Here is a 25,087-nt window from a genome sequence, read left to right as displayed (position 1 = left end):
ATGTTGATCTGGAATGAGGCTAACCGGGCGCAGCAGCAGGCAGCACTCGCCCGCCCGGCAGTGACAATCAGTGACGAACTTCAGCAAGTGGTAACCGAAATCATTGCAGATGTCGAACAAAACGGGGATGAAGCATTGCTTGAATATGCCCGCAAGTTCGATAAACGCACGCAGCCCAGGTTGCTGGTCTCAGCTGAAGCAATACAATCCAGTGAAGAGGCTATTTCACCGGAACTAAAGCTGGCAATCGATCAGGCATACAGCAATATTCGTGCATTTCACGCATTGCAAGTGCCAACAGAAAAGCGCCTCGAAACACAGCCAGGCGTCATTTGTGAGCTGAAGTATCAGCCTATCGAGGCAGTTGGTTTATATGTGCCGGGAGGCAGCGCACCACTGCCCTCTTCTGTACTGATGCAAGGTGTGTGTGCCCAACTGGCAGGTGCACAAACTATTGTGCTGTGTACCCCGGTCAACGGTGATCAACAAATTGACCCGGCAATTTTATATGCGGCTAAAAAATGCGGGATCAGCACAATCGTCGAAAGCGGTGGTGCCGGAGCTGTTGCGGCGATGGCACTGGGCACCTTGAGTGTACCAAAGGTAGATAAAGTGTTTGGCCCGGGAAATGCTTTTGTCACTATGGCAAAACAATTGCTATCACAGTCTTTACCCGGGTTTGCAATTGATATGCCGGCAGGTCCGTCAGAGGTACTGGTTATCGCCGATGAGCGCGCAAATCCGGCCTATGTTGCTGCTGATCTGTTATCACAAGCCGAGCACGGGCCCGACTCACAGGTGATCCTGCTCAGCAACAGTGAAAAACTCATTAGTGAAGTACAGGGCGAGCTTGACAGACAGTTATCTTTGCTCAGCCGTGCTGATATCGCAAAACAGGCACTGGAGAACAGTACCCTGATTTTAGTCGCAGATATGGCACAAGCATTTGCAGTAAGTGCTGAATATGGTCCTGAGCACCTTATCTTGCAACTCGGCGAGCCTGAACCTTATCTACCGTTAGTCAAAAATGCAGGCTCAGTATTTGTCGGAGATTATACACCAGAGTCTGCGGGTGATTATGCATCGGGCACTAACCATGTATTACCGACTTATGGCTACAGTCGTTGCTACTCAAGCCTTAACCTGCTCGACTTTTATCGTACTTATACGCAACAGACAATCAGTAAAGGGGGTTTACAAAGGCTGAGTAAAGCTATTTTACCCCTGGCGCAGGCCGAGGGCCTGGATGCCCACGCCAATGCCGTAAAAATCAGGCTGGAGAATAACGCATGAGTCCAATTGAATTACCAGAGAATATTGCTTCGCTGAATGCATATAGTTCGGCAAAGAGTGAAAAGCTCACCGGGACAACCTGGCTAAATGCCAACGAAAGCCCGTATTCACGACGCGTGAGCCTCAACTTTGATGCGCTTAACCGTTATCCGGACCCACAACCAGAAGCCGTGATCAACGCTTATGCTAACTATTGTGGGCTGAATCCGGAACAAGTGCTGATGACACGTGGCGCCGATGAAGGTATCGAGTTGCTAATCCGCACTTATTGCACACCGGGGCAAGACTCCATAGCCTTATTCTTGCCCACTTATGGGATGTACAAGGTAACGGCGGATACACACAATGTCGGCATTACTGCACTTGAGCAAACCCTTTTGCAACAAGGTGGCGCCGAAGAGATTGCAGACGCTGTCGGTAATGCAAAACTGGTTTTCATCTGCAATCCCAATAACCCGACAGGCGCAACAATAGGCACAGATAAGATCGCTGCAATTGCAGCGGCTTTAAAAAATCGAGCGCTGGTTGTGGTAGATGAAGCATATATCGAGTTTTGTGAGCAGTTAACTGCCGCGAGTCTGTTATCTGATTTCGATAACCTGGTGGTACTGCGTACCTTGTCAAAAGCATTTGCCTTGGCCGGGCTCAGAACTGGGTTTACACTTGCTTCACCCGCAGTGCTCGCACCTGTTCGCAAGGTTATCGCGCCTTATCCGGTGTCGGCTGTTGTCGCGCAAATCGCACAAGAAGCACTAACCCCAGATGCAATTACCCAGATGCGACGCCAGGTGAGTATTCTCAATAAGGCCAAAGAAAAACTCACAGAAATCCTTGGGGGATCGGACAAAATTGCCAAAGTGATGATTGGCGAAGGCAATTTCATCACCGTTCAGGTTCGTCAAACAACCGATATTGAACAAGCGATGCAATCGGGTTTGATCATGCGCCCTTTTACCCTTTTCGAAGAAAATAATTGGCTACGTATTTCAATTGGTAGCGAGCAGGAATTAGAACAAGTCAGACGCTGGCTGACACAACCACAGGCAGAACAATAACAATGAGTACTCCATATTTATTCATCGACCGAGACGGCACCCTAATTGAGGAGCCGGTTACTGATAAGCAGGTAGACAGCCTGGAAAAGCTGGCACTGCTGCCAAACGTCATCCCGGCTCTACTCTCACTTCAGGCTGCCGGTTATAAGCTGGTCATGGTCTCAAATCAGGATGGACTGGGTACAGAGAGTTTCCCTGAGGAAGATTTCGCCCTGCCGCACAATCAAATGATGGCGATTTTTACCAGTCAGGGGATCCGCTTCGACGAGGTTTTAATTTGTCCGCACTTTGACGAAGACAACTGTGAATGCCGAAAGCCTAAAACAGGGTTGTTAACCAATCTGATGCGCTCTGGCAAAGTTGATTTGGCCAACTCCTATGTGATTGGTGACAGACAAACTGACATTCAACTGGCCAATAACCTGTGTATAGAAGGCATTCTGTACGACGATAACTGGCCAGAAATTGTCACCCGTCTGACGACACAGAACCGTCAGGCAACGGTGCAGCGCAACACCAAAGAAACACAGATCAGCCTGGCGCTTAACCTTGATCAAAACAGTAACGGCTCTATCAGTACAGGCCTTGGCTTTTTTGACCACATGTTGGATCAGATCCGTACTCACGCAAATATAGGCCTGACTATATCAGCAAGTGGTGATCTACACATCGATGAGCACCACCTGGTAGAAGATATCGGCATTGCGCTAGGACAGGCACTCAAACAAGCGCTGGGCACTAAATCGCAAATTGCGCGCTATGGATTCGCGCTGCCAATGGATGAATGCAAAGCCGAGTGTCAGCTTGACTTGTCTGGTCGAGCTTCATTCGTGCTGAATGCCGAATTTAGCCGTGAAAAAGTCGGCGACCTGGATGTACAAATGGTCGAGCATTTCTTTAAATCACTCGCCGATAATGCCAACATCAGCCTGATCCTGTCAGTGAGCGAAGGAAATTGTCACCACCAGGTCGAAGGCTTGTTTAAGGTTTTTGCACGCGCGCTGCGCATGGCCATCGCAAAAGATACCAGTCAGCAAACCGCCAGCTCTAAGGGGTGCTTATGATTGCCATTATCAACACCGGGTGTGCCAATATTAACTCGGTCCGATTTGCCTTTGAACGGCTCGGTGTCAACCCGGAAGTGATCCGCGATCCGGCACAATTAGTGCAATTTGAGCGTGCAATCTTACCCGGTGTCGGACACGCCTCTATCGCAATGAAACGCTTAAGAGATCAAGGCTGGGATCAGGCTATCGCTGACTACCAAAAGCCACTTATGGGGATTTGCCTTGGTATGCAGCTGCTGTGCGATCAAACCGAAGAAGGCCAAGTTGAGTGCCTGGGCCGTATTCCTGGGGAAGTACGTCATCTCGAAACCGGACAATTAACCAGTCCTCATATGGGCTGGAATACTTTGTCCGCGGTCAAGTCACACCCATTAACACAAGGCCTCACCCCGGACGATCAAGTCTATTTTGTGCATAGCTTTGCGCATAGTTGCAATGCCAATACGCTGGTTGCAAGTGAATATGGTACGCGCTTCTCCGCTGTCGTTGCCAAAGATAATTATGCTGGCATGCAGTTTCACCCGGAAAAAAGTGCCAAAGTGGGTGCTAAATTACTCAATAACTTCCTGAACTGGCAATTATAAGGATAAGACAATGATCATTCCTGCATTAGATGTATTACAAAACCAAATTGTACGCCTGTATCAGGGCAAGTATGACACCGCACAGTTCTATCCGTTTGAGTTGGCTGAGCGTTTAAAAGAATACCAGGACGCAGGCGCTGCTAAACTTCACCTCGTGGACCTGGAAGGTGCCCGCGATCCGCAAAAGAAACAATGGCAACAGATCCAGCAGGCCACAGCTGCATTATCCGCTCCTTACCAGGTCGGCGGTGGGATACGCCGTTATGATGATGTAAAGCAATGGCTTAAAGCCGGTGCACAACAGGTCGTGATTGGCTCCATGGCAGTCGATAGCAAAGAGGAAGTTGCAGCCTGGATTGAAGAGTTTGGGGCAGAGCGCTTTGTCATTGCGCTTGACGTTAAACGCAGCGCTTCGGGTTGGGCTGTTGCCACCCACGGCTGGCTTGAAGAATCTCAAATGAGCCTGTTTGAGCTCATTGATTTCTACCTGGCGCTGGGTGTATACGACTTTCTATGCACGGACATCAGTAAAGATGGCACGATGACAGGCCCGTCTTTTACACTTTATAAAGAGATAGTCGCTCATAGCCCAAGTGTCAGGGTTCAGGCATCTGGCGGGGTCAGTAGTCTTGAAGATATTCGTCAACTCATTGAGCTGGGCGTGAGTGGGATCATCTTAGGCAAATCTCTGCTGGATGGTGCATTTACTGTTGAGGAGGCAATCGCATGCTATCAAAGCGCATAATTCCGTGCCTCGATGTAAAAAATGGTCAGGTCGTCAAAGGCGTTAAATTCAAACAGCACGAAATAGTAGGCGAAATTCTGGAGCTTGCGGCGCTGTATAGTCAGGCCGGCGCCGATGAACTGGTGTTTTATGAGATCAGTGCCAGCGTTGAAAAGCGCTTACTGGATGTGAACTGGGTTCGAGACATTGCGCGCCACATCGACATTCCTTTTTGCGTTGCAGGTGGCATTAAGTCTGTGGAAGATGCAGCTAAAGTGCTCGAGCAAGGCGCTGATAAAGTCTCCATCAACAGCCCGGCAATCGCCAGGCCTGAGCTAATCAGAGAGCTGCACGATGAGTTTGGCAAGCAGTGCGTAGTGGTTGGTATAGATAGCTTCTACGATGTCAGTTCAGGAGAGTATCTAGTTTATCAGTTAACGGGCGATCCCAACAGCGCCAGCCAGACTCGATATAAAACCAGTGAGTGGGTGCAGCGTGTGCAGGAACTGGGCGCAGGAGAAATAGTGCTGAATTGCATGAATCAGGATGGGGTCAGAAAAGGCTATGACATTGAGCAGCTGAGTAATATTCGCAAGCAATGTGATGTACCTTTGATTGCATCTGGCGGTGCTGGGTCAATGCAGGATTTCGTTGATGTTTTTCAACAGGCGAATGTAGACGGGGCACTGGCAGCCAGCGTTTTTCACAAGCAACTCATTGAAATTGATACTCTTAAACAATATTTGGTAGATAACAAGGTAGCGAGCAGACTATGAAACTCACTCCAGATAACTTAAATAAATTAGACTTCGACAAAATGTCGCTAATTCCGGCCATTGTCCAGGACGCACAGAGCGGCGTTATTCTAATGCAGGGCTTTATGGATCAGACGGCGCTCAGTACAACCTTCGAAAAAGGTCTGGTTACCTTTTATTCCCGCTCCAAACAGCGCTTATGGACCAAAGGTGAAGAGTCCGGCAATGTTTTAAAACTGGTCTCAGCGTATACCGACTGCGACCGCGACAGCTTGCTGTTGCTTGCTGATCCTGCCGGGCCAACATGCCACCTGGGCACACAAAGCTGCTTTGATGAGGCCCGCCCCGCTATCGCTTTCCTTTCTGAGCTTGAACGCGTCATTTGCGAACGAAAGGACGCTGACCCTGCGCAAAGTTACACAGCAGCTTTGTTCTCGAAAGATCTCAGCCGAAGCTGTCAAAAAGTCGGTGAAGAAGGGGTTGAAGTGGCATTGGCTGCAATGAAACAAGATCAGAATGAATTACGTAATGAATCTGCTGATTTGCTCTATCACCTGATAGTGTTATTACAACGCAGCGGCTTATCACTTGAGCAGGTTGTAGAAACACTGAACGAACGTCATAAATAAAGCTGAGTTTTGCTCGACCTGCTATGAGTTCATGGTATGCTCAAGCCAGCTGATACACTTTTTTGTTTCAGCTGGCTCGAAAATCAAAATGAAGGACATAGCCATGGTCAATCGCCATCTTATTCTCCCTGTCGCACTACTTTCACTTGCTGCATGCCAGCAACTTCCTGATGACGTTCAGCACCGCGTTGACACCATGAATGAATGTGAGAAAGTACTTGCTTTAACACAAGGCACTCAGGACGATTTTGCTCAGCTAAAAGGCAGCAAAGTCAACTCATCCTTTATGAGCGCATGGCAACCCAAGGCACATTTAATCGCCAACAGCTGCCAGATAAACCAGTACAACAGCGGCAATGTCGCCTACGAATGCACTAAGTTGTTCAGTACTGAAGCTAATGCTGCAACATTATTTGATGACGTAGCACAGCAGTTAAACACCTGCCTGGGCGCGTCATGGCAAAATACCAAGGGAAAGAACAATACTCTTCGCTATACCAGCGACGCCTCTGAAGCAACAATCACGCTCAGTCGCGGGAAAGGCCTGGACCGCAAAACCCCCTGGGTTATCGCATTGAAAATCTCCAGGTAGCAACACATGAGGCAGGTGTTTATCATCTGCCCAGATATTGTCTAATTTGACAACAAACACGCCTCATTCTTTAATAATTCTTTGCTCAGCTCTTAATTATTAGTACCTAAAGTGGCATAGTGTTGTTAGCAGTTCAGGTGAGTTGACAACTTAGTAATAAGCACCTAACTTCAGACATCACAATAAAAATCAAAACCCTCAGGGAGAATCCAGTGTCAATTGAAATCAACTTTGAATTATCCGATGCCGACTTGGCGCACTTTCGTAGCATGATGCATGCGACCATCGAAAAGAGCCAAGGTTTAAGCGACGAAGAAATCATCAGCAAGGCCAAAGACTTGGTCAACAACATGGAAAAATCGAAACTACCTGAGTTTGTGCGCACGCGTATGATGTCACTTGCCGCACTAATTGACGCAGTGCAAGACGAAGAATGGCAAATGCCCGAAGATGAAAAGCGCGAAATCATGTTGTCTTTGGCTTACTTCAGCGAACCTGAAGACATAGTGCCGGACAATGTACCAGTACTTGGATACATCGACGATGCCATCATGATCGAGCTGGTTTTACAGGAACTGTCTTTGGATTTGAGCGCTTATCGCCAATTCTGTGGTTTCCGTGCGACAGAAGAAGCACGCCGGGGCGACGCCGCTAAAGTTGACCGCGAAAGCTGGTTAGCTGGTACCCGCTCTCAAATTCGTTCTTCAATGCGCCGTAATCGCTCAAACACTAAGAAGTCACGCTTCTTTTCTCGTATCATGTGATTATAGCGAAACAAAAAAGGGAGCACATGCTCCCTTTTTTGTAACTAATCAAACTAGATCAACTACTGCGCGTTAGGGTGCGGTACCCCCATCCAGGCCAAATATAGCTGCTGTTGACGTTTGGTCGGCTGCAATACCGCAGCAACCCGTTTTGGTTTCGATTGAGCCGCACTGAGCGTAACTTCTGTCGACATCAGTTTGTGACGGCGTATAAAATGAACGGTGACTTTCTCTTTGGGCGCAAACAGCGCTAATGTGTTATCTAATGTATCTCGTACCTGGTGTTTGTTAAACGCCACCAGCTTATCACCGCTGGTTAATCCTGCCTGCCAGGCATTACCACTGCTGGCAACATGCTGCAATTCGAGTAGTTGACCTTTAGATACAGCATGAGCATCAAAACCGGCCACTTCCTCACTGGAAACAGGGTGACGATAAGTCAGCCCAACTTTGTCAAACAGCGCGTCCACTTCCAGCACAAATGGCGTGTCGACGTTTTGTTTCCACCACGCACTATAATCCTGACCACTGATCTCATTGAGAATATTGATCACATCCTGGCTGACAAATGACTTCGGCAACTCATGACGTTGAGCCAGTAAAGTGTGAACATCACGGTAACTCACCTTCCCATTACTGTCATCCAGCAACTTAATATCCAGCATCATGGAAATTAACGCACCTTCCGAGTAGATATTGGTACTGAAGTTTTTACCGTGATCGCCGCCCTGATTAATCCACTTGTCGAAGCTGGTTTGAGCAACGCTCTGTATCTTTCTGCCCGGCGTGTTCAGGTGACGATTAATACGCTTGGTCAGCCCTTTATAATACTCTTCATGGGTAATGATCCCGGCACTTAGCAGTAGAAAATCTTCGAGGTAACTGGTCGACCCTTCTGCCAGCCAGAGTAAATCACTGTAATTAGGATTCACATAGTCGTAAGGTACCAAGCCGGCCGGGCGATAATTTTTAACATTCCAGGTATGAATAAATTCGTGTGCCGCGGTCGAAATAAATCCAATGTAATCATCTCGTTTGGCAAATGCATCTCTGTGGCGTTGAATAATAGTCGAGTTCAGATGCTCAGTTGCACCGCGTGCACCACTGGTCGCATGCACCATAAAGACGTAACGCTCATACGGATAATCCTGCCAGATCAGGGTACCCGTTTTCACTAACTTTTTCAGATCGCTGAGCATCAGGTCAACATCATAATTGCCCTCCCCCCAGATAACCAGTTCATAGTCGCGGCCGTCTACCTGGAATTTGTGCAGCTGGTTAATGCCTGACTCTATTGGCGAATCCACCAGCACATCAAAGTTGGCAGCTTTAAAACGGTGCTTGTTGCCCGCGAAATCCATACCCGACACAGAGCGCCATTGGTCCGGCACCTTCATCTCAACGGTCACAGGTTCATGACGGAATGACTCGCTGAACATAAAAAAGCCGGACGCATCAACAAAGGCATGACTGTCATCAATATGCCTCGCTCTGAGCCCGAGTTCATTTGCATATACCTGATAATTCACAGTCACTTGTGTTGGGCTGTCAAGATGCACTCGCCAGGTGCTTTTATCTACTTTATGCCATTCCAGTTCGCGCCCTTGCGAATCAGTCGCATCAAATGCACGGATCCCATTCGCCAAATTTAAGATTTGATACCGCCCTGTCCGCCAGTCCGCTAACTTAATATCCATATGTGCCTGGGCACTTTTAGGAAAAGTAACTTCTACTTCACCAAGGTGATGCTCTGGCTGAGTTATTTTCAGCGTGTATTCAACATCAGCGAAGGCTGGTAAGGTGCTCAAGGCAATGAGCAGGGAACAGGTTTTTTTCATAATGATTCAATAAAATGACTAATAGGGTGTAAAACTAACAAATAAGTCTGATATCAGGCCATCAAAAACGATGAGTCAACAGCCAAAATAGGTGGATCTATGGCCTAAAATCTTCCACATTTATCAGTAATTTGATGTAAACTTGCTAATGAGTAGGTTAAAACAAAAGATATTAGGTTTCTGTGACTGATAAAACTGCGCGATTAGAGAAAAAACTATCACAAGCGATTGAAGCTAGAAAGGCGTTGGAAGAAGCGAGAAAGCAACAGGTCGATACCCTGTCAGAATTTGCATCCAAACTGACACTTGGCTGTAAAGGACAGGATGTGTCTCTCGACAACTTGCTGGCAAAATATCGCAGTGCGTTGGCAAAGGGTATGGACTTTGAGCATCTGGCCCCACTCATTGAAAATACCAGTGCACAATTAAAACAGCTTGATAGCACCAACTCTGCCAATCACCGCAATTTAGTAACCCATATACAAAACGCAGGAAAGCAGTTACAAAAACTGCGTGGTTTGCCAGAAGACACTCGCAGAAAACTGCGCGGTTTGCTTGATAATGAGTTGGGTGATATTGATGCTATCCCAGAATTCGTGCCCTTGCTTGATAAGTTACTGCAGTTTTACCTTCAAGTCTTCGATGCTAAATATGACATTGATACCTCGACACAACATAATGACCCGGAATTGGCGACGGAATTGTTAGGCCTGACCAACGAATTAGTGTTTGAAGACGATGTAGCCGATGAAGTTAAAGCGATAAAACAACGTATTTCAACAGATTCGAGCATAGATGCTTTACTTGAAAACGCCATTGCGGTGATCCGCATTTTTGCTAAGTCAATCGCGCGGGAAAGACAATCAGCGCAGGGATTTTTGGTCTCGCTAAACCAAACACTGGAAGAGCTGCACAAGTCAATTGTTGACACCACCAGTCATTCCAAGTCGATCAATAAAGAACTCAATGCATTAAACGAACGCATCGAGTCGAAGATAAAACGCCTTACCGAAAACACCCAAAAAGCGTCCTCTATTTCTGAACTTAAGGGGTTAGTCGATGACGAGCTTGCCCAAATAAGCAAAGATTTGGTGGAAAGAGAAACCATTGAGCGGCGTGATAAGCAAGCCTTGCTGGAGAGCTTTGATGCCATTAATAGCCGCATCAATGTACTCGAAAACAAAGTAAACACTTATAAAAAGCGACTGAATGAACAGAGATTCAAAAGCTTGTTAGACGGACTGACCAAGCTCCCTAATCGCTCGGCTTTTGACGATCGCTACAGCCAGGAGTTTCATTTATTTGAAATCCAGGGCAACGACGTTACTTTGGTTGTAGTGGATGTCGATCACTTTAAATCGATTAATGATAAATACGGCCACAGTGCAGGAGATAAAACACTTCAGGTTATCGCCAGAGCACTGAAAAAATCCATTCGAAAGACCGATTTCATTGCGCGCTACGGTGGCGAGGAGTTTGTTATCCTGATGCCAGGAATGCCAATTGAAGCGGCTTATGCGCCGCTTGAGAAGATACGCGCAACCGTTAAATCGATCCCATTTCGCTTTAAAGATAAAGAAGTGAGGATCACTATCTCGTTAGGGGCAACCCAGCTGAAAGAAGGTGACTCAAAACTGACCGCCTTTGATCGTGCCGATGAAGCTCTGTATGAGGCCAAAAACAGCGGCAGAGACAAACTTTGCTTGCGTGAATAACAAGGAGATTGCCTATGCATGTACAGTTAAATCCAACAGGTGTACTTAATTTACTCTCGAAACTGGAAGTTGACCTGCTTCAACAGTCATCGACCATAGAAAGATACCGACTATTTAGAAATTGTGTATTAGCAGTACTTAATGTAGGCAGTCATACCGACTCAAGCTATGAAATTTATAACAAGTATCAGGATTTTGATATCAAGCTACTTGCCCGGGAACGTGGGATAAAGATAGAACTAACAAACCCACCGGAATCTGCATTTGTTGACGGAAAAATTATTGCCGGGATACATGAACATATTTTTTCGGTTATCCGGGACATTCTGTTCATCTACCAGCGTCATGAAGAACAGATCACAGACCCCAGAGCCATTACACATATGGTGTTTGACATTCTGCGTAACGCAGACGCACTTGAGGTGAATACAGACCCGAATATGGTGGTGTGTTGGGGCGGACATTCAATCAATGAAGAAGAATACAAATACACCAAAGAAGTCGGTTACCAATTGGGCTTACGAGGCTTAAATATATGTACAGGGTGTGGGCCTGGAGCCATGAAAGGCCCAATGAAAGGTGCCACAATAGGACACGCTAAACAGCGGATCACCAGTAACCGCTATCTCGGCCTGACGGAGCCCAGTATTATTGCCGCAGAGCCGCCTAACCCGATAGTCAATGAATTGGTGATCCTGCCGGATATTGAAAAGCGTTTGGAAGCATTTATCAGAAGCGCCCATGCTATCATTATATTTCCAGGTGGCGCAGGAACAGCCGAGGAGCTGCTGTATTTACTTGGCATTTTGCTTCACCCAGACAATGCTAAGCAGCAGCTACCGGTCATTTTAACCGGCCCAAGCTCTTCCAAAGCATATTTTGACGAGTTATGTGATTTTATTGAAAAAATTCTGGGCAAAGAAGCGCTGAGTAAATTCGAAGTGCTGGTAGATCAACCCGAACTGGTTGCGCAGAAGCTAAGCCAGAGTATGGAAAAAGTCCGCGACTACCGCAAAAACGAAGGCGATGCCTATTATTTTAACTGGACTCTGAAAATTGAAGACCAGTTCCAGCAGCCATTCGAACCAACGCACGAAAATATGGCGAATTTAGATCTTCATCTGGATCAGCCAAAGCAGAACCTGGCTGCCAACTTGCGCAGAGCGTTTTCTGGTATTGTAGCAGGTAACGTCAAAGAGCAAGGTATAACAGCGATTAAGCAACAAGGCCCTTATATCTTGAGCGGCGATGCCTCTTTGATGACGGACATGGACAAACTACTACGCGCATTTGTTGCACAAGGCAGAATGAAATTACCCGGCAGTGCCTATGTGCCCTGCTATGAAATCAAAGCTTAACTAACAGGGTAAGGTGCAGCCTTACCCTACCGCTCTCTTAACCTCTATGAAATACCACTAACAACACTCATGGCAAAATTACTTCTTATTGATGCGCTAAACCTAATCCGTCGAATTTATGCAGTTGATGTCGATCAACAGGGCGTAAGTGAAAAGCAAGTCATGCAATCATGCAAGGCGCGCGTCCATAACGCCTGTAAAAAGCTCATCAAACGCATTGAGCCAACCCACGCAATTGCGGTTTTTGATGGTGAGCGCAGCTGGCGCTATCATTATTATGCAAATTACAAGCACAGCAGAAAACCCATGCCAGAGCCACTTAAACAAAACCTTGCTCTGATTGCTGAGGGGTTTAAAGAGTGCGGTGTCACCGCTTTTTTCCCCGAGCAGGATGAAGCAGATGACATCATTGCCACTTTAGCGAGCAAGGCCAGTCACAACAAGGTGCATTCTGTTATTGTGTCGACAGATAAAGGCTTTCTCCCTCTGAGTTCGGAAAAGATAGAAATTTATAACTACTTTTCAAAATCTTACTTTGATCACAATGAGATCTTAGAGAAATTCTCTGTTCCGTATAACGCATTGACCGAACTGTGGGCATTAATGGGCGATAAAACCAATGATATCCCCGGCGTAAAAGGGATCGGGAAGAAGACGGCCATAGAACTAATCTCAGAGTTTGGTCAGGTTGAACATGCACTCAATGCCCCAACGCTTGCACCTGCGACACGACGCAAACTGGAACAGGATTTGGATAACTTTATTTTAAGCAAAACGCTCGTTTCACTACAAACTGACATCAATCTCGGCTTTAATTTAAGTCAACTCCGGGTTATTGAGCGCAAATAGCTTGTTGTGTTGCAACGCTTCCGTTACGCTAGCTTTGGGAGTTTTTGGTGTATTTCAATGATTAAAAAGGTTTTACAATACGTTTTTCTTGGCCTCGCCGTATACGGGGTCATAGTGTACCTGGTCATTAATTTCTATAAAGATGACCCGCAAGCCATGATCTGGCAGGATCGGGAAGCCTTTAACAAACGTTATATCAGCAAGCTAAAACCCGACATGATTGTCGATCTCGACGAGGTATTAGAAACTCTCGGCAGCCCTGACCTGACTTATGTAAAGTCAGAAGGTGAACGAGTGGTGCAGATAGTGTTTTACAGAACGCAGTTGGTAAAACCGGATGGGATCACCACGCAAGACGAATGTACTGGCCTGCTGTTTGAAAATGGTAAACTAACGCTCTGGGGAGCTGGCGCGATCGTAGCGTACGACAAGGCTTTTGAATGACAGTCAATGAAGACATCGCAAGACAACTTCACAAACTCCTGACTCAATCTGAGTCAGTGTTATCGCTATATTACGACAAAGACAGCTGGCCTCACATTGATGTGACCCTGACCCAGTTAGCAGAACAATACACCCGCCTGTACCGCCAGGCACCAAACGCCCTGCACGCTCACCTGCATTTAATTGCAACGCCCTATCGTCACTCGACCAACGTGCTGGTGAAACAATCTATATTACTCTGTATGCTCGGTTATGCGCACGGTTATACAGAGCAAATTATTCATGAACTTTTGTCGGCAAGCTTTGCCAGTGTGCTGTGTGCCAGCCGTGAATATGACAAAGTGGCAGCGGATAGCCCTTTATCACAAGTAGAATCAAAAAAGCTCAGGCTGCGCCATCAATTAGCAGTAAAAGTGCTCGGTACCGGTCAGCTCAAGTCGCCTCAGGTTACCCGTATCCTCGCGCGGCTCTCCAATTATGAACTATCAATTAGTCGTAAGAGCACCACGCCACTGTATGACAATGTGACTTTATTAGTTGCTATTGCAACTCAGGCTGCCGTTGCACTAATGAAAAAGAACCAGCGCGCTTCGCTACCCACTATTATTAAACAGCTATACCTAAATAATACCGATACCTTTGTGCAAACCAGCTTACAGTTGCTAGCCAGACAATTTGCTACCTACCCGGCAGGTGCCATACAACGCCATGATGACCATCAGACGCTGTTACTCAGTGAAGAAGACAAACATGCAATCCTTGCTGTTATACAGTCGGGTAAGATTACCCGTTTAATAAAAACGCAAAGACGGCACCAGCAACGCTATCATGCGTTTCGGGTATCAGATACACAATTGCTATACCGGGTGTGGTCCCGTATTCCCCCGCAGCCGCTTGCGACCGCGTCAGATCAAATGACAGAGGCGTTGCATGTGGTTGAACAGTTGGGTGGTGAGAATTTTAGCAGCTTCAGAGCAATAGAAAAAACGATAGCGCCATTTCCGGAAATTGAAACTGCTTTGTCTCAAGCCGCCAGACTGTACAACCGCGAGGCACAAAAAGGGGCTAATCTGCGTCATTGTCTTACTATGGTTGGCCTTGATGCCGCAGCACTGTTATGTCAGCGGGTGCTGGTCGAGCAATTGATTGTGCAACTCAAACACCCTTTTGCAAAAGACATCTGGCACAAGTATCAATTGTTTGCTCAGGTGCTGGCCGCACTGATCCAGCAAAACTATGGTCATCACTATGAGCACATTCTGTCACCAGTCAGCGCGGCCATTGCATTTATGCTCAAGCAACATAGTGTTGATATAAAGCGATTCGTGCATGCCAGTGAATGTAACACCAACCCCCATCCGGTTTCCCTTGCACATCTATACGGCTTTGCCGGATATGATGAAGAAGCCTTCAAGCAGTACTTTCACACTCACTTTGCCAATAGTGAAGCCCATCGCGCATTTGAGCAGTCAGAGCTTGACAAAAAATCTAAATTGAAGGGATTATCTTTGACCTTTGCTGCTGTCAAGGTGCTGACACTGAGGATCTGTGATGCCAACTTCGAAACATCAGCCTGGCAACGCCAGCTATTAGACGAGCAAGCCAAAGTACACCAATGGCCTGATTTGAACGCCTTGCTGGCGCACCTGCAATCTCTTGGTTTATATAATTTAATTGAGTGATATTTACGCGATAAATGTCATGCATTCCCACTATTCATTTAATTTATGCCTTTTATTCATTCCTGACTGGAATATAAATGAATAAATTGCTATAAAACGCGCTTAAATTTTCAAGCGAACCAACATCACGAGAACGGGTCTACTAAACTTAGTTAGATCTGTTTTGAGCAGTGATTTTACTTTTGATAAAGGAAACATAAATGGCTAAGCAAACTATCACGGTGATCCGTGGCGACGGCATCGGTCCAAGCATCATCGACTCGGCAATTGAAATTTTAAATGCAGCAGGCTGCGAATTCGACTACGAGTACGTTGACGCAGGACTTGCAGCACTGGAAAAAACGGGTGAGCTGCTGCCTCCTGAAACGCTAGACGCCATTGAGCGCAACAAAATTACGCTTAAGGGACCGCTTACAACACCAGTAGGCGAAGGGTTTACTTCTATCAATGTAACACTGCGTAAGCACTTTGGTCTGTATGCCAATGTTCGCCCGGTAAAATCATTTGAAGGCACCAAAGCTCGCTACGATGACATCGACATTATCACTGTACGTGAAAACACTCAGGGCATGTACTCAGGCCTTGGTCAGGTTGTGTCTGAAGATGGCAGCGAAGCCGAGGCAATGTCTAAAATCACTCGTGAAGGCGCTGAAAAGATTGTCACCTTTGCTTATGAGCTTGCACAACGTGAAGGCCGCAAAAAAGTTACTGCGGTTCACAAAGCCAATATCCTGAAATCAACATCAGGCTTATTCCTAAAAGTTGCACGTGAAGTAGGTGAGCGCTTCCCTGACATCGAATCAGCTGAAATGATCGTTGATGCAACCTGTATGAAACTGGTCATGACGCCTGAAGAGTTTGACGTTGTTGTAACTACCAACCTGTTTGGTGACATCATTTCTGACCTGTGTGCAGGTCTCGTTGGCGGCCTGGGCATGGCGCCAGGTGCAAACATTGGTGAAAACGCAGCGATCTTCGAAGCGGTACACGGTAGTGCACCAGACATCGCAGGTAAAAACCTGGCTAACCCGACTTCGGTTATTCTGGCTTCAATTCAAATGCTTGAATACCTTGATATGGGCGAAACTGCAGACAAAATCCGCAATGCAGTGGCTGACGTTATCAAATCTGGTGATCGTACAACACGTGACCTGGGTGGCAACCACGGCACAACTGACTTCACACAAGCAGTTATCGAGCGCCTGTAACCGCTCTGCGAAAGTAACAACCAACGCCCAGCTTAAGCAGGGCGTTTTCTTATCTGAATCACCATCATTAATAACACACTTAGCCACAACAAACTGCCCGCACCACTTTCCTGTTCTCCTTTGGTCGCAATGGAAAGCGTTGCATCTGCTGTTACCGTTATTTGTTGGCTGTCATCAAGATCCGTTACTGTCGCGCTCACCTGATAACTACCTGCATTCTGATAAGTGTGACTAATAACCCCACCTATACCTTCCTGACCATCTCCAAACGTCCAGTTCACTGAATAATTACCTGACCCACCACGGATTGAAACGCTGTAGCTGGCGGTTAAGCCACTTTGTGATACGTTAATCTCTCCAATCAGGGGGACTGTAACGCTTGTGTCTATTGATTCACTTACTATGCTGCCATTGGCATCCTCCAGCGATACCACTATCCGGTAGCGGCCTGACAGCTCATACTGATGCTGGATCTCTGCACCATTCAACAGTGTACCGTCGCCGAGATCCCAGCGAATTGCCACAGGTGATACTCCACCACGATAGGACACACTGGCCAAAATGTTTCCATTATCGTCAGTGATGTCAGTATCGAGTAGTTCCAGCGCAGCCGCCAGGGTCACTTGCTGATTAACAGAGCGGACTTCGCCAGCCGCATTTGTTTGGGTAAATACAACCGTATAGACCCCTTCGCTACTGTATTGATGCGCCGCTGTAAGGAACTGACTGCTGTTACCGTCACCAAATTGCCATTCATATGTATCTAAGGTGTCCAAAGGCAACCCGGAGACAGAAAAGTTCACTTTCAGCCCCTCTGTCCTGGCAACAATCTTAGGCTCCGTGGCGGCGGTTAATTGTAACTGTGCTTGCTGATACTGCTCACTCACTTCGAGCAATTCAATTGTTACACCATGTTCCGGTAAAACAACCCCGGAAACCGGTTGCTGTGGATGGCTATAGTCCTGGCTGTCACTAAACGCAGGGATGGCCTGCAACTGCGTGTCACCAAGCCCTGCGGGCTGATCCTGTAACCTCAGTGTTGCGTCTCTTAACTGGATCCGGGTGGCTGCTGGGCTAAAGCCATTCGCACCAGGTATGATCTGCTGATCATTATCAACGACCAGAATTTTACCTTCACCTGGGCGCAAAGAAACCGAGTTATTTTCAATATTTTCATTGGCGTACCACACAAGTACCCCTGGTGCATAGCTGGCACCTTGTAAGCCAGCATCAATCCCCAGATGAGACCTGAGTTGCAGATAATAAGCCTGCCCTAACCCTTCGCGATAGCGGCCAATTCTGTTAAAACCGTTTACAGACAACTGCTCTGATGACTCCGCATCTGCCAGCGCGATGGTGTTTTCACCATCTACGACTGAGATATCATCCAGCAATATACCAAAGCCATATTCGACACTGTCGGTTTGGTAAAGAAATTCCAGAGTTACTGTCTGACCGGCATATGCTGCGAGTGAATAACTTAATTCAATTACTTCACTGCCATCCGTGCCACCCGTTACTTGTCCGCTGTGGCCATCAATATAGTGGGTCACAGTCGGATAAATCGGATGCTGCGCTTTAGTATAATTGCCCACAAGCGGTGCCTGGTTGGCCTTTACCTGAAAGAAATCATAGCCACTCTCCATATCAAAACGAGCAAGCATTGTCAGTGACAGATCTGCTGATGCAGGTAATGTGAGCGTCATGCTGGCGGTGTTTAACTTATCGTTCCCCTGACCGGAATAATACTGATATTGTCCGGATATAGGTTCGCCAATATACTCAAAACTGGCTGGCAATATGACTTTGAGCTGATCGGTTTCACCCGTATATTCACCAACATGACTGATGCTGGCCTGGTGGCCCTGGATTAACTGTGATAGCTGTAACTGAGTTTGATTAACCCAGGTTCCGCCAAACTTTTGCTGCAACCTTTCCAGGTTACGAGGAGAGAATGAAACAGGTTGTGAGCCGCGTAACGACCCTAACCAGTTACCACTGGACATTACCGACCAATTGGCCACAGGTTCGCCAATCGCACTGCTGTTGAGGTCATACTCGTCTATGAGCCCAAGTTCATGACCAAACTCATGCACTACTACACCCATACTCGCATCAAGCGGATTAACAGTGTAGTTGTGGATGCGTATGTCGCTATTTGCAATAGCGACAGGGGTATAACCGTCTTCTGCAACCACAAAGCGATGGGACCATATGGCGTCAGTGCCCAACACTCCGCCACCCGCTTCCTCTCCAATGCTGGAGTGAAATACCATGATGTGATCAACAACGCCATCAGGCTCATTCACAATTCCATCACCATCACGATCACTTAAATCCGTTAAATCATAGTCACTGAGGTTAATGCCATAACGTTCAACTGCCGACTCAACTGCTTCTTTAATCAATTCAGCCACCCTGCTATCACGCCGGGCTCCCACTCTTTGTCCGTAATAGCTCGCATTCTTGGCTGCCGTGATCCAGCCAAAGACGTCTCCTGACAGTGCAAAACTTCCCCCGGAGGCTTGCTGATAATACTGATGGGCACTGGTTAATAGCTGTCCGTCAGGCCCACTAAACCCCTGACCTGAGAAAATGAGCTGCCTGTAATGACTACTCGGATACTGAGCGTAGAACATGTCCGAGTCACCCTGCTCCAGACGATTATCATCATTGAGCAAATCAGGAAAATCGACCAGAATAGCCAGGATTTTTGCCCCTTGTATCGATTCTGAAGATACAGCCTGATAACCACGCAAAGCCACGGATTTAGCCGATTGCTTGCCATTAAATGGGACACGCAAAACTGGGCTTTGAAATCCATCCAGATAATCCGAAATTTTTTGTCTGGCCTCATAATCAGAAAAACCTCTTCCTTCGCGCTTTTCGAGCCAAAACCGCAGTTGCTGTTGATCCAGCTGTAACGCTGATACAGGCGCTGCAACAACGATAAAAAGAAGAACTAAAAGACTGAATTTCATACTGATTTACCCAATGCGATTGTGTTCACGATAGTAGCAGGTTGCAGAAGATATTTCTAACCTCGTACAGCCACCAAAAAACGCATTAATTATTCACCCAAACCACAAATAAACACAATGAAATACTACATTTCAATATTTAAAACACCAAAAAGGCAGATTAATGCACTTTGTTTATCTTTGAGCCTTGACACTGCCGCATATAAGCCTTTAAATAAAGAACATCAGATTAAACTTTTACGCAGACATTAAACATGCAAACTCTATTCTTCACAGTTGTGGTACTCGTACTGGTCTTAGTGATAAGTCCGGCGGGGCCGTTGTGAGCGAACGTTTGCACAGACCCCGCACCAGCGGGGTTTTTTTTTGCCTTTAATTTAAATTTTGCTGAGGAATGAGGTAATGAATGAGCAATTTAATGGCTCAGAGCTGGTAGTTAAGGCACTGACCGAACTCGATGTTGACTATATATTTGGCTATCCGGGCGGATCGGTATTAGATCTCTATGATGCACTATTTGCACAAGATGACATCGAACATATTCTGGTGAGACACGAACAGGCAGCAACGCATATGGCCGACGGCTACGCCAGAAGTACCGGAAAGACCGGGGTCGTGCTGGCCACATCCGGTCCGGGTGCGACCAACTGTGTAACAGGCATTGCCACAGCCTACATGGATAGTATCCCTATGGTTGTATTGTCAGGCCAGGTACCGTCTAATTTAATCGGCGACGATGCATTCCAGGAAACAGACATTGTCGGCTGTTCCCGTCCAATTGTTAAACACAGTTTTAACTGCCGTGACGCTCAGCAGATCCCGACTGTACTGGCAAAAGCTTTTTATCTGGCAAGTTCTGGCAGACCAGGTCCTGTCGTCGTTGAATTGCCCAAAGACATTCTCAACCCGCAACTTAAATACACCTACGAAATGCCCGCCCGAATTGATATGCGCACTTATAGCCCAAGCTCTAAAGGGCATTCGCGTCAGATCAAAAAAGCGGTCGATGCGATTCTAGGGGCCAAGCGCCTGGTTGTATATTCAGGGGGCGGTATCATTCTTTCCAATACCTCTGAGCAACTAACTGAACTGGTTGAGACCCTAAACGCGCCCATTACTAACACCCTGATGGGTTTGGGTGGGATCAGCGGCACACATCCAAACTTTGTCGGTATGTTGGGCATGCACGGCTCATTGGAAGCTAACAAAGCGATGGCCAACGCTGACGTGATACTGGCATTAGGTGCACGATTTGATGATCGGGTAACCAATAACGTCAAAAAGTTTTGCCCGGATGCGACCATAGTCCATGTCGATGTTGACCCCACTTCGATCTCAAAAACAATTCAGGCGCACATTCCCGTCGTTGGCAGCCTGGAAACCGTACTTTCGCAATTACAAAGCGCCATAGAAAAAAGCGCGCTACGTATCGACAGAGCGGCTCAAGAATCCTGGTGGCAACAGATCACGGCATGGCGTGAACAACGCTGTTTGGCCTACGATGTACAAAGCAACGTAATTAAACCGCAAACGGTTATAGAGAAGCTATACAAGGTTACTCAGGGCAATGCCTATGTCAGTTCAGATGTTGGCCAGCACCAGATGTTTGCAGCGCAATATTATCCGTTTAAAAACCCAAGACAATGGATCAATTCAGGCGGCCTCGGCACCATGGGCTTTGGCCTGCCCGCTGCAATGGGCGTAAAAGTTGCCTACCCTGATGCTGACGTCGTATGCGTTACGGGAGATGGCTCTATACAAATGAACATTCAGGAGCTTTCTACCTGTCTTCAGTACGGCCTGAATGTCAAAATAGTCTCTTTAAACAACCGCTCTCTGGGCATGGTTAGACAATGGCAGGATATGATGTACGGTGGACGCCACTCCAGCTCTTATATGGAATCTCTGCCAGATTTTGTGGCTTTGGCCGAAAGTTATGGCCACGTTGGGATCCGAGTAGATCACCCTGATGAACTGGACGATGCACTGGACAGAGCATTTTCCATTACCGACAGACTGGTGTTCCTTGATATTCGAGTGGACGAAAATGAACACGTTTATCCGATGCAAATCAAACTAGGCGCCATCGATGATATGTGGCTGAAAAAGGGAGTAAAAGCATAATGCGCAGAATCTTATCTATATTACTAGAAAACGAGCCGGGTGCTTTGTCTCGCATAGTGGGGTTATTTTCTCAACGCGCATACAACATCGACAGCCTGACGGTGGGCACAACCGACGACACAACGCTATCGCGGATCACCATTACAACTCAGGGTGACGACCGCGTGGTCGAACAAATAACCAAACAAGTAAACAAGCTGGTTGATGTGCTTAAGATCATTGACTTAACAGACTCCAGCCACATCGAAAGAGAACTGTTACTGGCCAAAGTATTCGCGGGTAATGAGCAAACCAGAGCCTCTGTGACGCGTGTTACAGACGTATTTGGGGGTACCATACTGGACATGGGTAAACGCAGCTATACCGTTCAGCTGGCCAGCAGCAGCGACAAGATAGCGTCATTTCTGGATATGCTTAGACACGAGAGCGATATTATAGAGGTGGTTCGTTCTGGTACTGTGGGAATAGGAAGAGGAGATAAAGCACTCAAGGGATAATAAAATGTAGGGTGCTAAAAAAAGGGGCTTAAGCCCCTTTTTCTATTAAGGATTAACCTGGTCTTTAAGGCCTTTACCCGCTTTAAAAGAAGGGATATTTGCCGCTGGAATTTGGATTTCAGCGCCAGTTTGCGGGTTACGACCCGTACGCGCTGCACGCTCTTTTACAGAGAAAGTGCCAAAACCAACCAGTGCCACTGAGTTACCATCTTTAAGAGACTGAGTTACAGCACCAGTGAATGCTTCCAGCGCGCGTGTCGCTGCAGCTTTTGAGATCTCAGCGTCAGCCGCCATCTTTTCAACTAGTTGAGCTTTATTCATTGTATAATTCCTATGTTTTTATAATTTGCCGAAGCGGATTCTATGGTTATCCATTTTTTTTCTTTGTGCAAGCCTAAAATCCCGTTTTAACTAAAATATTTACGCTATTTCGCCTTATCTGACGGGGATGTAATCATAACGGGCACAAAAACACCCACTTTTTGCTCACTTTTCATGCACCACGTCTCACCCCGCGTCAAACCTGAGCCGAAGGGAAACATCAACCATAGGTTAAACCTTAAACGCAGCGAGCGCTCTCTCACGGGCGGCTTTGTGTTCAACTATCGGTTTCATGTACCCACTTATGCCAAAAGCCTGCAAATATTCGTGAGGAAAATGAATCGATTTTGCCGGCACTTCGCTCAGCTCCGGCACAAATTTACGAATGAAATCTCCTTGCGGATCGAACTTTTCACTTTGGCTGATAGGGTTAAAGATCCGAAAATAAGGCTGTGCATCACACCCAGTACTGGCAGCCCATTGCCAGCCACCATTGTTGCTTGCCAAATCACCGTCGATCAGCTTGCTCATAAAGTAGTGCTCGCCCTTACGCCAGTCTATAAGCAAATGCTTGGTTAAGAAGCTCGCTACAATCATACGTAAACGATTATGCATCCACCCGGTCTGGTTAAGCTGTCGCATTGCGGCGTCGACAATAGGGTAACCTGTATTGCCCTCGCACCACGCTTTAAAGTGGGCATCGTCCTGTTGCCAGTCAACGTGATCATACTTTTCGTTAAAGTTAGCCCCTTTGCATAACTTTGGATAAGCGCAGATAAGATGTCGGTAGAACTCGCGCCAAATCAACTCATTGATCCAGCTAAACGCTGGTGCACTGGTCATCTGCAACAGATCGGCAAAATGGAGCTGGCTTTCTGCTAATAGCTGCTTTACTGACACAATTCCTAATGCCAGGTAAGGACTGAGCCCAGAGGTGCCTTTGACACCAGGAAAATCCCGATTGGCTTTGTAATCGACCATTTTTTCCTGAATAAACGCCTGTACAACTTTTACCAGGGTTTCATCGTCAACAGGCCATTTATCTGAAACACCCTCCCCTTTGAGTATCTCTGGGGCTTCCCATTCAAATGGAGCTGCGTTTATCTCAGGCCAGCCGGGCAGGTAAAAGTGCTGTTGCTCATACTGTTTAAGCCAGGCCTTTTTAAACGGCGTAAACACTTTGTACATCTCATTGCTGGCCGTCGTTACACTGCCCGGTGGGGCAATCAAATCGCCATCAAATAATTGCAATTGCACACCGGCTTGCTGACAAGCGTTATCTCGGTCTTGTTCATTTACTTCATACTCACGGTTAGCGTAAACCTGCGCAACGCCGTTTGCCTGACAAAACTGAGACACCACTGCGGGCACTTGAGTAAAATCACCCGCATCTAGCACGTGCAGGCGAATACCCAACTCTGCCAGTTTATGCCCTAGCCAAATAACCCGCCGCTTAAGTAAATCAACCTGTACAGGTGCTGCATTGTGCGCTTGCCATTGCTGCTCACACACCAAAAAGAGTGCATCGCGCGCACCATTTTCAACCGCAGCTATAAGCGCTTCGTTGCCAAAAACGCGCAAATCACGCCGAAACCAAAACAATGTAGACATTAAATCGCGAACCTCAGTTTAAGCTCGTTAGGATAAGGGTGAAAATAGACTTGCTGCATCAGGTAGTCATTGGGGTGCATGATCAAATGGTGTCGCAACAAGGTAAGTGGGACCTGTAGAGGAACCTGACCAATGCGATAGTCATCAATCGCCCGGCACAGCTCCTGTTTTTCGACCTTACCCAGTACTTTCTTAAAATACCCCTGTAAGTGCGATAAAGTGTTAGCCTGGTCCTTGCGCCTTGCCGGGCTCGACAACGCCTCCATCAAACCGCTGATGTACGTCTTTCTAAGTTCATCAAGCGCGACCCCTTTACCCTCTGCCAACAGCCTGCCGAGATCACGATAGGCCTCGTAATTATGGCTCATCAGCAAGTACTTATGACGGGCATGGAAATTAGTCAAATCATGTAAGCCAGGATTGGTAACCACCAGTTCTTGCCAGCTCTTGTATACGTAGACCCGCATCACAAAATTTTCTCTCAGATGCATATCATTCAGACGGCCATTTTCCTCACAAGGCAACAACGGGTTGCGCGCCATGATCTGCTCGGCAAATATACCTACCCCTTCGGACGTATTACCTGTCTCTGCCTCGTTGTAGATCTTAACCCGCTCCATACCGCAACTGGGGCTTTTCGCACAAAAGATATAACCAGACAGCTGATCACCATGGTCCTCAGACACCTTTTTCCCATATTCAGCCAAATCGGGAGCATAGTCCTCATCACTGTGTGCAGGACCAACTTTGATAATGTCCTTTACTCTGACCTGACGGATGGTTTTTCGTGGGATAGGTAATCCGATAGCTACCTCTGGACAAAAGCGCACATACTCCACGTACTGCGCCAGTTCATCCATACAAAAATTGCTACGTTTATGCCCTGAATCAAAACGGACTTTGTCTCCGGCAAGGCACGCACTGATCCCTATTTTTATGGGGCTGTTGAAGTTAAAAGCTTGCTCTATCATTGCTCTCTCCATAACTCAAAAATGA

At 47.0% G+C, this 25,087-nt stretch carries 22 protein-coding genes; 17 read left to right on the top strand and 5 right to left on the bottom strand.

What is annotated here, in order from left to right:
• The 9 genes from hisD (at position 1) to PRUB_RS25930 (ending at position 7,463) form a co-directional block, all read left to right on the top strand.
• Positions 1–1,293, top strand: coding sequence for a histidinol dehydrogenase (gene hisD / locus PRUB_RS25970; protein ID WP_010381186.1), 1,293 nt, complete (start codon positions 1–3; stop codon positions 1,291–1,293).
• Positions 1,290–2,348 carry a histidinol-phosphate transaminase gene (gene hisC, locus PRUB_RS25965; protein WP_010381182.1) on the top strand — a complete coding sequence of 353 codons (1,059 nt, stop codon included), beginning with the start codon at positions 1,290–1,292 and terminating at the stop codon, positions 2,346–2,348. The genes hisD and hisC overlap by 4 nt, the downstream gene beginning before the upstream one ends.
• Before the next feature lie 2 nt (positions 2,349–2,350).
• Positions 2,351–3,412, top strand: a complete 1,062-nt coding sequence (hisB, locus tag PRUB_RS25960; protein WP_010381180.1) for a bifunctional histidinol-phosphatase/imidazoleglycerol-phosphate dehydratase HisB — start codon at positions 2,351–2,353, stop codon at positions 3,410–3,412.
• Positions 3,409–3,999 (top strand): imidazole glycerol phosphate synthase subunit HisH, encoded by a 591-nt coding sequence (hisH, locus tag PRUB_RS25955; protein WP_010381179.1) that lies wholly within the window; start codon positions 3,409–3,411, stop codon positions 3,997–3,999. Before hisB ends, hisH begins: the two co-directional genes overlap by 4 nt.
• A gap of 10 nt (positions 4,000–4,009) precedes the next feature.
• On the top strand, positions 4,010–4,744 hold the full coding sequence (gene hisA, locus PRUB_RS25950; RefSeq protein ID WP_010381178.1) for a 1-(5-phosphoribosyl)-5-[(5-phosphoribosylamino)methylideneamino]imidazole-4-carboxamide isomerase: 735 nt from the start codon (positions 4,010–4,012) through the stop codon (positions 4,742–4,744).
• The gene (gene hisF / locus PRUB_RS25945; protein WP_010381176.1) at positions 4,726–5,499 is read left to right on the top strand and encodes an imidazole glycerol phosphate synthase subunit HisF; all 774 of its coding nucleotides are present in this window, start codon (positions 4,726–4,728) and stop codon (positions 5,497–5,499) included. Before hisA ends, hisF begins: the two co-directional genes overlap by 19 nt.
• A complete protein-coding gene (hisIE, locus tag PRUB_RS25940; RefSeq protein ID WP_010381175.1) occupies positions 5,496–6,107 on the top strand; it encodes a bifunctional phosphoribosyl-AMP cyclohydrolase/phosphoribosyl-ATP diphosphatase HisIE in 612 nt (203 codons plus the stop codon). The genes hisF and hisIE overlap by 4 nt, the downstream gene beginning before the upstream one ends.
• A gap of 103 nt (positions 6,108–6,210) precedes the next feature.
• On the top strand, positions 6,211–6,699 hold the full coding sequence (locus PRUB_RS25935; protein WP_010381174.1) for a hypothetical protein: 489 nt from the start codon (positions 6,211–6,213) through the stop codon (positions 6,697–6,699).
• Positions 6,700–6,911: 212 nt separating this feature from the next.
• On the top strand, positions 6,912–7,463 hold the full coding sequence (locus tag PRUB_RS25930) for a YkvA family protein (RefSeq protein WP_010381172.1): 552 nt from the start codon (positions 6,912–6,914) through the stop codon (positions 7,461–7,463).
• 62 nt (positions 7,464–7,525) lie between these two features.
• On the opposite strand, the gene PRUB_RS25925 is transcribed toward PRUB_RS25930, so the two are convergent.
• Positions 7,526–9,301 carry a M61 family metallopeptidase gene (locus PRUB_RS25925; protein ID WP_010381171.1) on the bottom strand — a complete coding sequence of 592 codons (1,776 nt, stop codon included), beginning with the start codon at positions 9,299–9,301 and terminating at the stop codon, positions 7,526–7,528.
• Between the two features lie 182 nt (positions 9,302–9,483).
• On the opposite strand from PRUB_RS25925, the gene PRUB_RS25920 reads away from it, so the two are divergent.
• The 6 genes from PRUB_RS25920 (at position 9,484) to PRUB_RS25895 (ending at position 16,557) form a co-directional block, all read left to right on the top strand.
• A complete protein-coding gene (locus tag PRUB_RS25920) occupies positions 9,484–11,016 on the top strand; it encodes a GGDEF domain-containing protein (protein ID WP_010381169.1) in 1,533 nt (510 codons plus the stop codon).
• 14 nt (positions 11,017–11,030) lie between these two features.
• Positions 11,031–12,374, top strand: a complete 1,344-nt coding sequence (gene ppnN, locus PRUB_RS25915) for a nucleotide 5'-monophosphate nucleosidase PpnN (protein ID WP_010381167.1) — start codon at positions 11,031–11,033, stop codon at positions 12,372–12,374.
• A 69-nt stretch (positions 12,375–12,443) separates the two neighbouring features.
• The gene (xni, locus tag PRUB_RS25910; protein WP_010381165.1) at positions 12,444–13,223 is read left to right on the top strand and encodes a flap endonuclease Xni; all 780 of its coding nucleotides are present in this window, start codon (positions 12,444–12,446) and stop codon (positions 13,221–13,223) included.
• Positions 13,224–13,280: 57 nt separating this feature from the next.
• On the top strand, positions 13,281–13,667 hold the full coding sequence (locus PRUB_RS25905) for a DUF3192 domain-containing protein (RefSeq protein WP_021032825.1): 387 nt from the start codon (positions 13,281–13,283) through the stop codon (positions 13,665–13,667).
• Complete coding sequence (locus PRUB_RS25900) at positions 13,664–15,349, top strand: hypothetical protein (RefSeq protein ID WP_010381162.1); 1,686 nt, start codon at positions 13,664–13,666, stop codon at positions 15,347–15,349. Before PRUB_RS25905 ends, PRUB_RS25900 begins: the two co-directional genes overlap by 4 nt.
• A gap of 200 nt (positions 15,350–15,549) precedes the next feature.
• The gene (locus PRUB_RS25895) at positions 15,550–16,557 is read left to right on the top strand and encodes an isocitrate dehydrogenase (RefSeq protein WP_010381161.1); all 1,008 of its coding nucleotides are present in this window, start codon (positions 15,550–15,552) and stop codon (positions 16,555–16,557) included.
• Between the two features lie 32 nt (positions 16,558–16,589).
• On the opposite strand, the gene PRUB_RS25890 is transcribed toward PRUB_RS25895, so the two are convergent.
• Positions 16,590–19,538: an immune inhibitor A domain-containing protein gene (locus tag PRUB_RS25890; RefSeq protein WP_010381160.1), complete on the bottom strand. Its 2,949-nt coding sequence runs from the start codon at positions 19,536–19,538 to the stop codon at positions 16,590–16,592.
• 402 nt (positions 19,539–19,940) lie between these two features.
• On the opposite strand from PRUB_RS25890, the gene PRUB_RS25885 reads away from it, so the two are divergent.
• Both PRUB_RS25885 and ilvN read left to right on the top strand, forming a co-directional pair.
• Positions 19,941–21,662: an acetolactate synthase 3 large subunit gene (locus PRUB_RS25885; RefSeq protein ID WP_010381159.1), complete on the top strand. Its 1,722-nt coding sequence runs from the start codon at positions 19,941–19,943 to the stop codon at positions 21,660–21,662.
• Complete coding sequence (gene ilvN / locus PRUB_RS25880) at positions 21,662–22,159, top strand: acetolactate synthase small subunit (protein ID WP_010381158.1); 498 nt, start codon at positions 21,662–21,664, stop codon at positions 22,157–22,159. Before PRUB_RS25885 ends, ilvN begins: the two co-directional genes overlap by 1 nt.
• A gap of 45 nt (positions 22,160–22,204) precedes the next feature.
• Here ilvN and PRUB_RS25875 read toward each other — a convergent pair whose 3' ends face one another.
• The 3 genes from PRUB_RS25875 to PRUB_RS25865 form a co-directional block, all read right to left on the bottom strand.
• Positions 22,205–22,480 carry an HU family DNA-binding protein gene (locus tag PRUB_RS25875; RefSeq protein ID WP_010381157.1) on the bottom strand — a complete coding sequence of 92 codons (276 nt, stop codon included), beginning with the start codon at positions 22,478–22,480 and terminating at the stop codon, positions 22,205–22,207.
• Between the two features lie 231 nt (positions 22,481–22,711).
• Complete coding sequence (phrB, locus tag PRUB_RS25870; protein ID WP_010381155.1) at positions 22,712–24,091, bottom strand: deoxyribodipyrimidine photo-lyase; 1,380 nt, start codon at positions 24,089–24,091, stop codon at positions 22,712–22,714.
• Positions 24,091–25,062: a YbgA family protein gene (locus PRUB_RS25865; protein WP_010381153.1), complete on the bottom strand. Its 972-nt coding sequence runs from the start codon at positions 25,060–25,062 to the stop codon at positions 24,091–24,093. The genes phrB and PRUB_RS25865 overlap by 1 nt, the downstream gene beginning before the upstream one ends.
• Between the last annotated feature and the right edge of the window lie 25 nt (positions 25,063–25,087).

Origin of the sequence: Pseudoalteromonas rubra (assembly GCF_000238295.3) — a bacterium.
Classification (GTDB): Bacteria; Pseudomonadota; Gammaproteobacteria; order Enterobacterales; family Alteromonadaceae; genus Pseudoalteromonas; species Pseudoalteromonas rubra.
This window is presented reverse-complemented; position numbering and strand designations above follow the sequence as displayed.

Excerpts from the sequence above, each read along its gene's own strand:
- PRUB_RS25865 (WP_010381153.1), bottom strand. The coding sequence starts at position 25,062 with ATGATAGAGCAAGCTTTTAACTTCAACAGCCCCATAAAAATAGGGATC.
- PRUB_RS25890 (WP_010381160.1), bottom strand. The coding sequence starts at position 19,538 with ATGAAATTCAGTCTTTTAGTTCTTCTTTTTATCGTTGTTGCAGCGCCT.
- hisC (WP_010381182.1), top strand. The coding sequence starts at position 1,290 with ATGAGTCCAATTGAATTACCAGAGAATATTGCTTCGCTGAATGCATAT.
- ppnN (WP_010381167.1), top strand. The coding sequence starts at position 11,031 with ATGCATGTACAGTTAAATCCAACAGGTGTACTTAATTTACTCTCGAAA.
- hisD (WP_010381186.1), top strand. The coding sequence starts at position 1 with ATGTTGATCTGGAATGAGGCTAACCGGGCGCAGCAGCAGGCAGCACTC.
- hisIE (WP_010381175.1), top strand. The coding sequence starts at position 5,496 with ATGAAACTCACTCCAGATAACTTAAATAAATTAGACTTCGACAAAATG.
- hisH (WP_010381179.1), top strand. The coding sequence starts at position 3,409 with ATGATTGCCATTATCAACACCGGGTGTGCCAATATTAACTCGGTCCGA.
- PRUB_RS25895 (WP_010381161.1), top strand. The coding sequence starts at position 15,550 with ATGGCTAAGCAAACTATCACGGTGATCCGTGGCGACGGCATCGGTCCA.
- PRUB_RS25935 (WP_010381174.1), top strand. The coding sequence starts at position 6,211 with ATGGTCAATCGCCATCTTATTCTCCCTGTCGCACTACTTTCACTTGCT.
- PRUB_RS25875 (WP_010381157.1), bottom strand. The coding sequence starts at position 22,480 with ATGAATAAAGCTCAACTAGTTGAAAAGATGGCGGCTGACGCTGAGATC.
- PRUB_RS25925 (WP_010381171.1), bottom strand. The coding sequence starts at position 9,301 with ATGAAAAAAACCTGTTCCCTGCTCATTGCCTTGAGCACCTTACCAGCC.
- xni (WP_010381165.1), top strand. The coding sequence starts at position 12,444 with ATGGCAAAATTACTTCTTATTGATGCGCTAAACCTAATCCGTCGAATT.
- hisA (WP_010381178.1), top strand. The coding sequence starts at position 4,010 with ATGATCATTCCTGCATTAGATGTATTACAAAACCAAATTGTACGCCTG.
- ilvN (WP_010381158.1), top strand. The coding sequence starts at position 21,662 with ATGCGCAGAATCTTATCTATATTACTAGAAAACGAGCCGGGTGCTTTG.
- PRUB_RS25905 (WP_021032825.1), top strand. The coding sequence starts at position 13,281 with ATGATTAAAAAGGTTTTACAATACGTTTTTCTTGGCCTCGCCGTATAC.
- PRUB_RS25885 (WP_010381159.1), top strand. The coding sequence starts at position 19,941 with ATGAATGAGCAATTTAATGGCTCAGAGCTGGTAGTTAAGGCACTGACC.
- hisF (WP_010381176.1), top strand. The coding sequence starts at position 4,726 with ATGCTATCAAAGCGCATAATTCCGTGCCTCGATGTAAAAAATGGTCAG.
- hisB (WP_010381180.1), top strand. The coding sequence starts at position 2,351 with ATGAGTACTCCATATTTATTCATCGACCGAGACGGCACCCTAATTGAG.
- phrB (WP_010381155.1), bottom strand. The coding sequence starts at position 24,091 with ATGTCTACATTGTTTTGGTTTCGGCGTGATTTGCGCGTTTTTGGCAAC.
- PRUB_RS25900 (WP_010381162.1), top strand. The coding sequence starts at position 13,664 with ATGACAGTCAATGAAGACATCGCAAGACAACTTCACAAACTCCTGACT.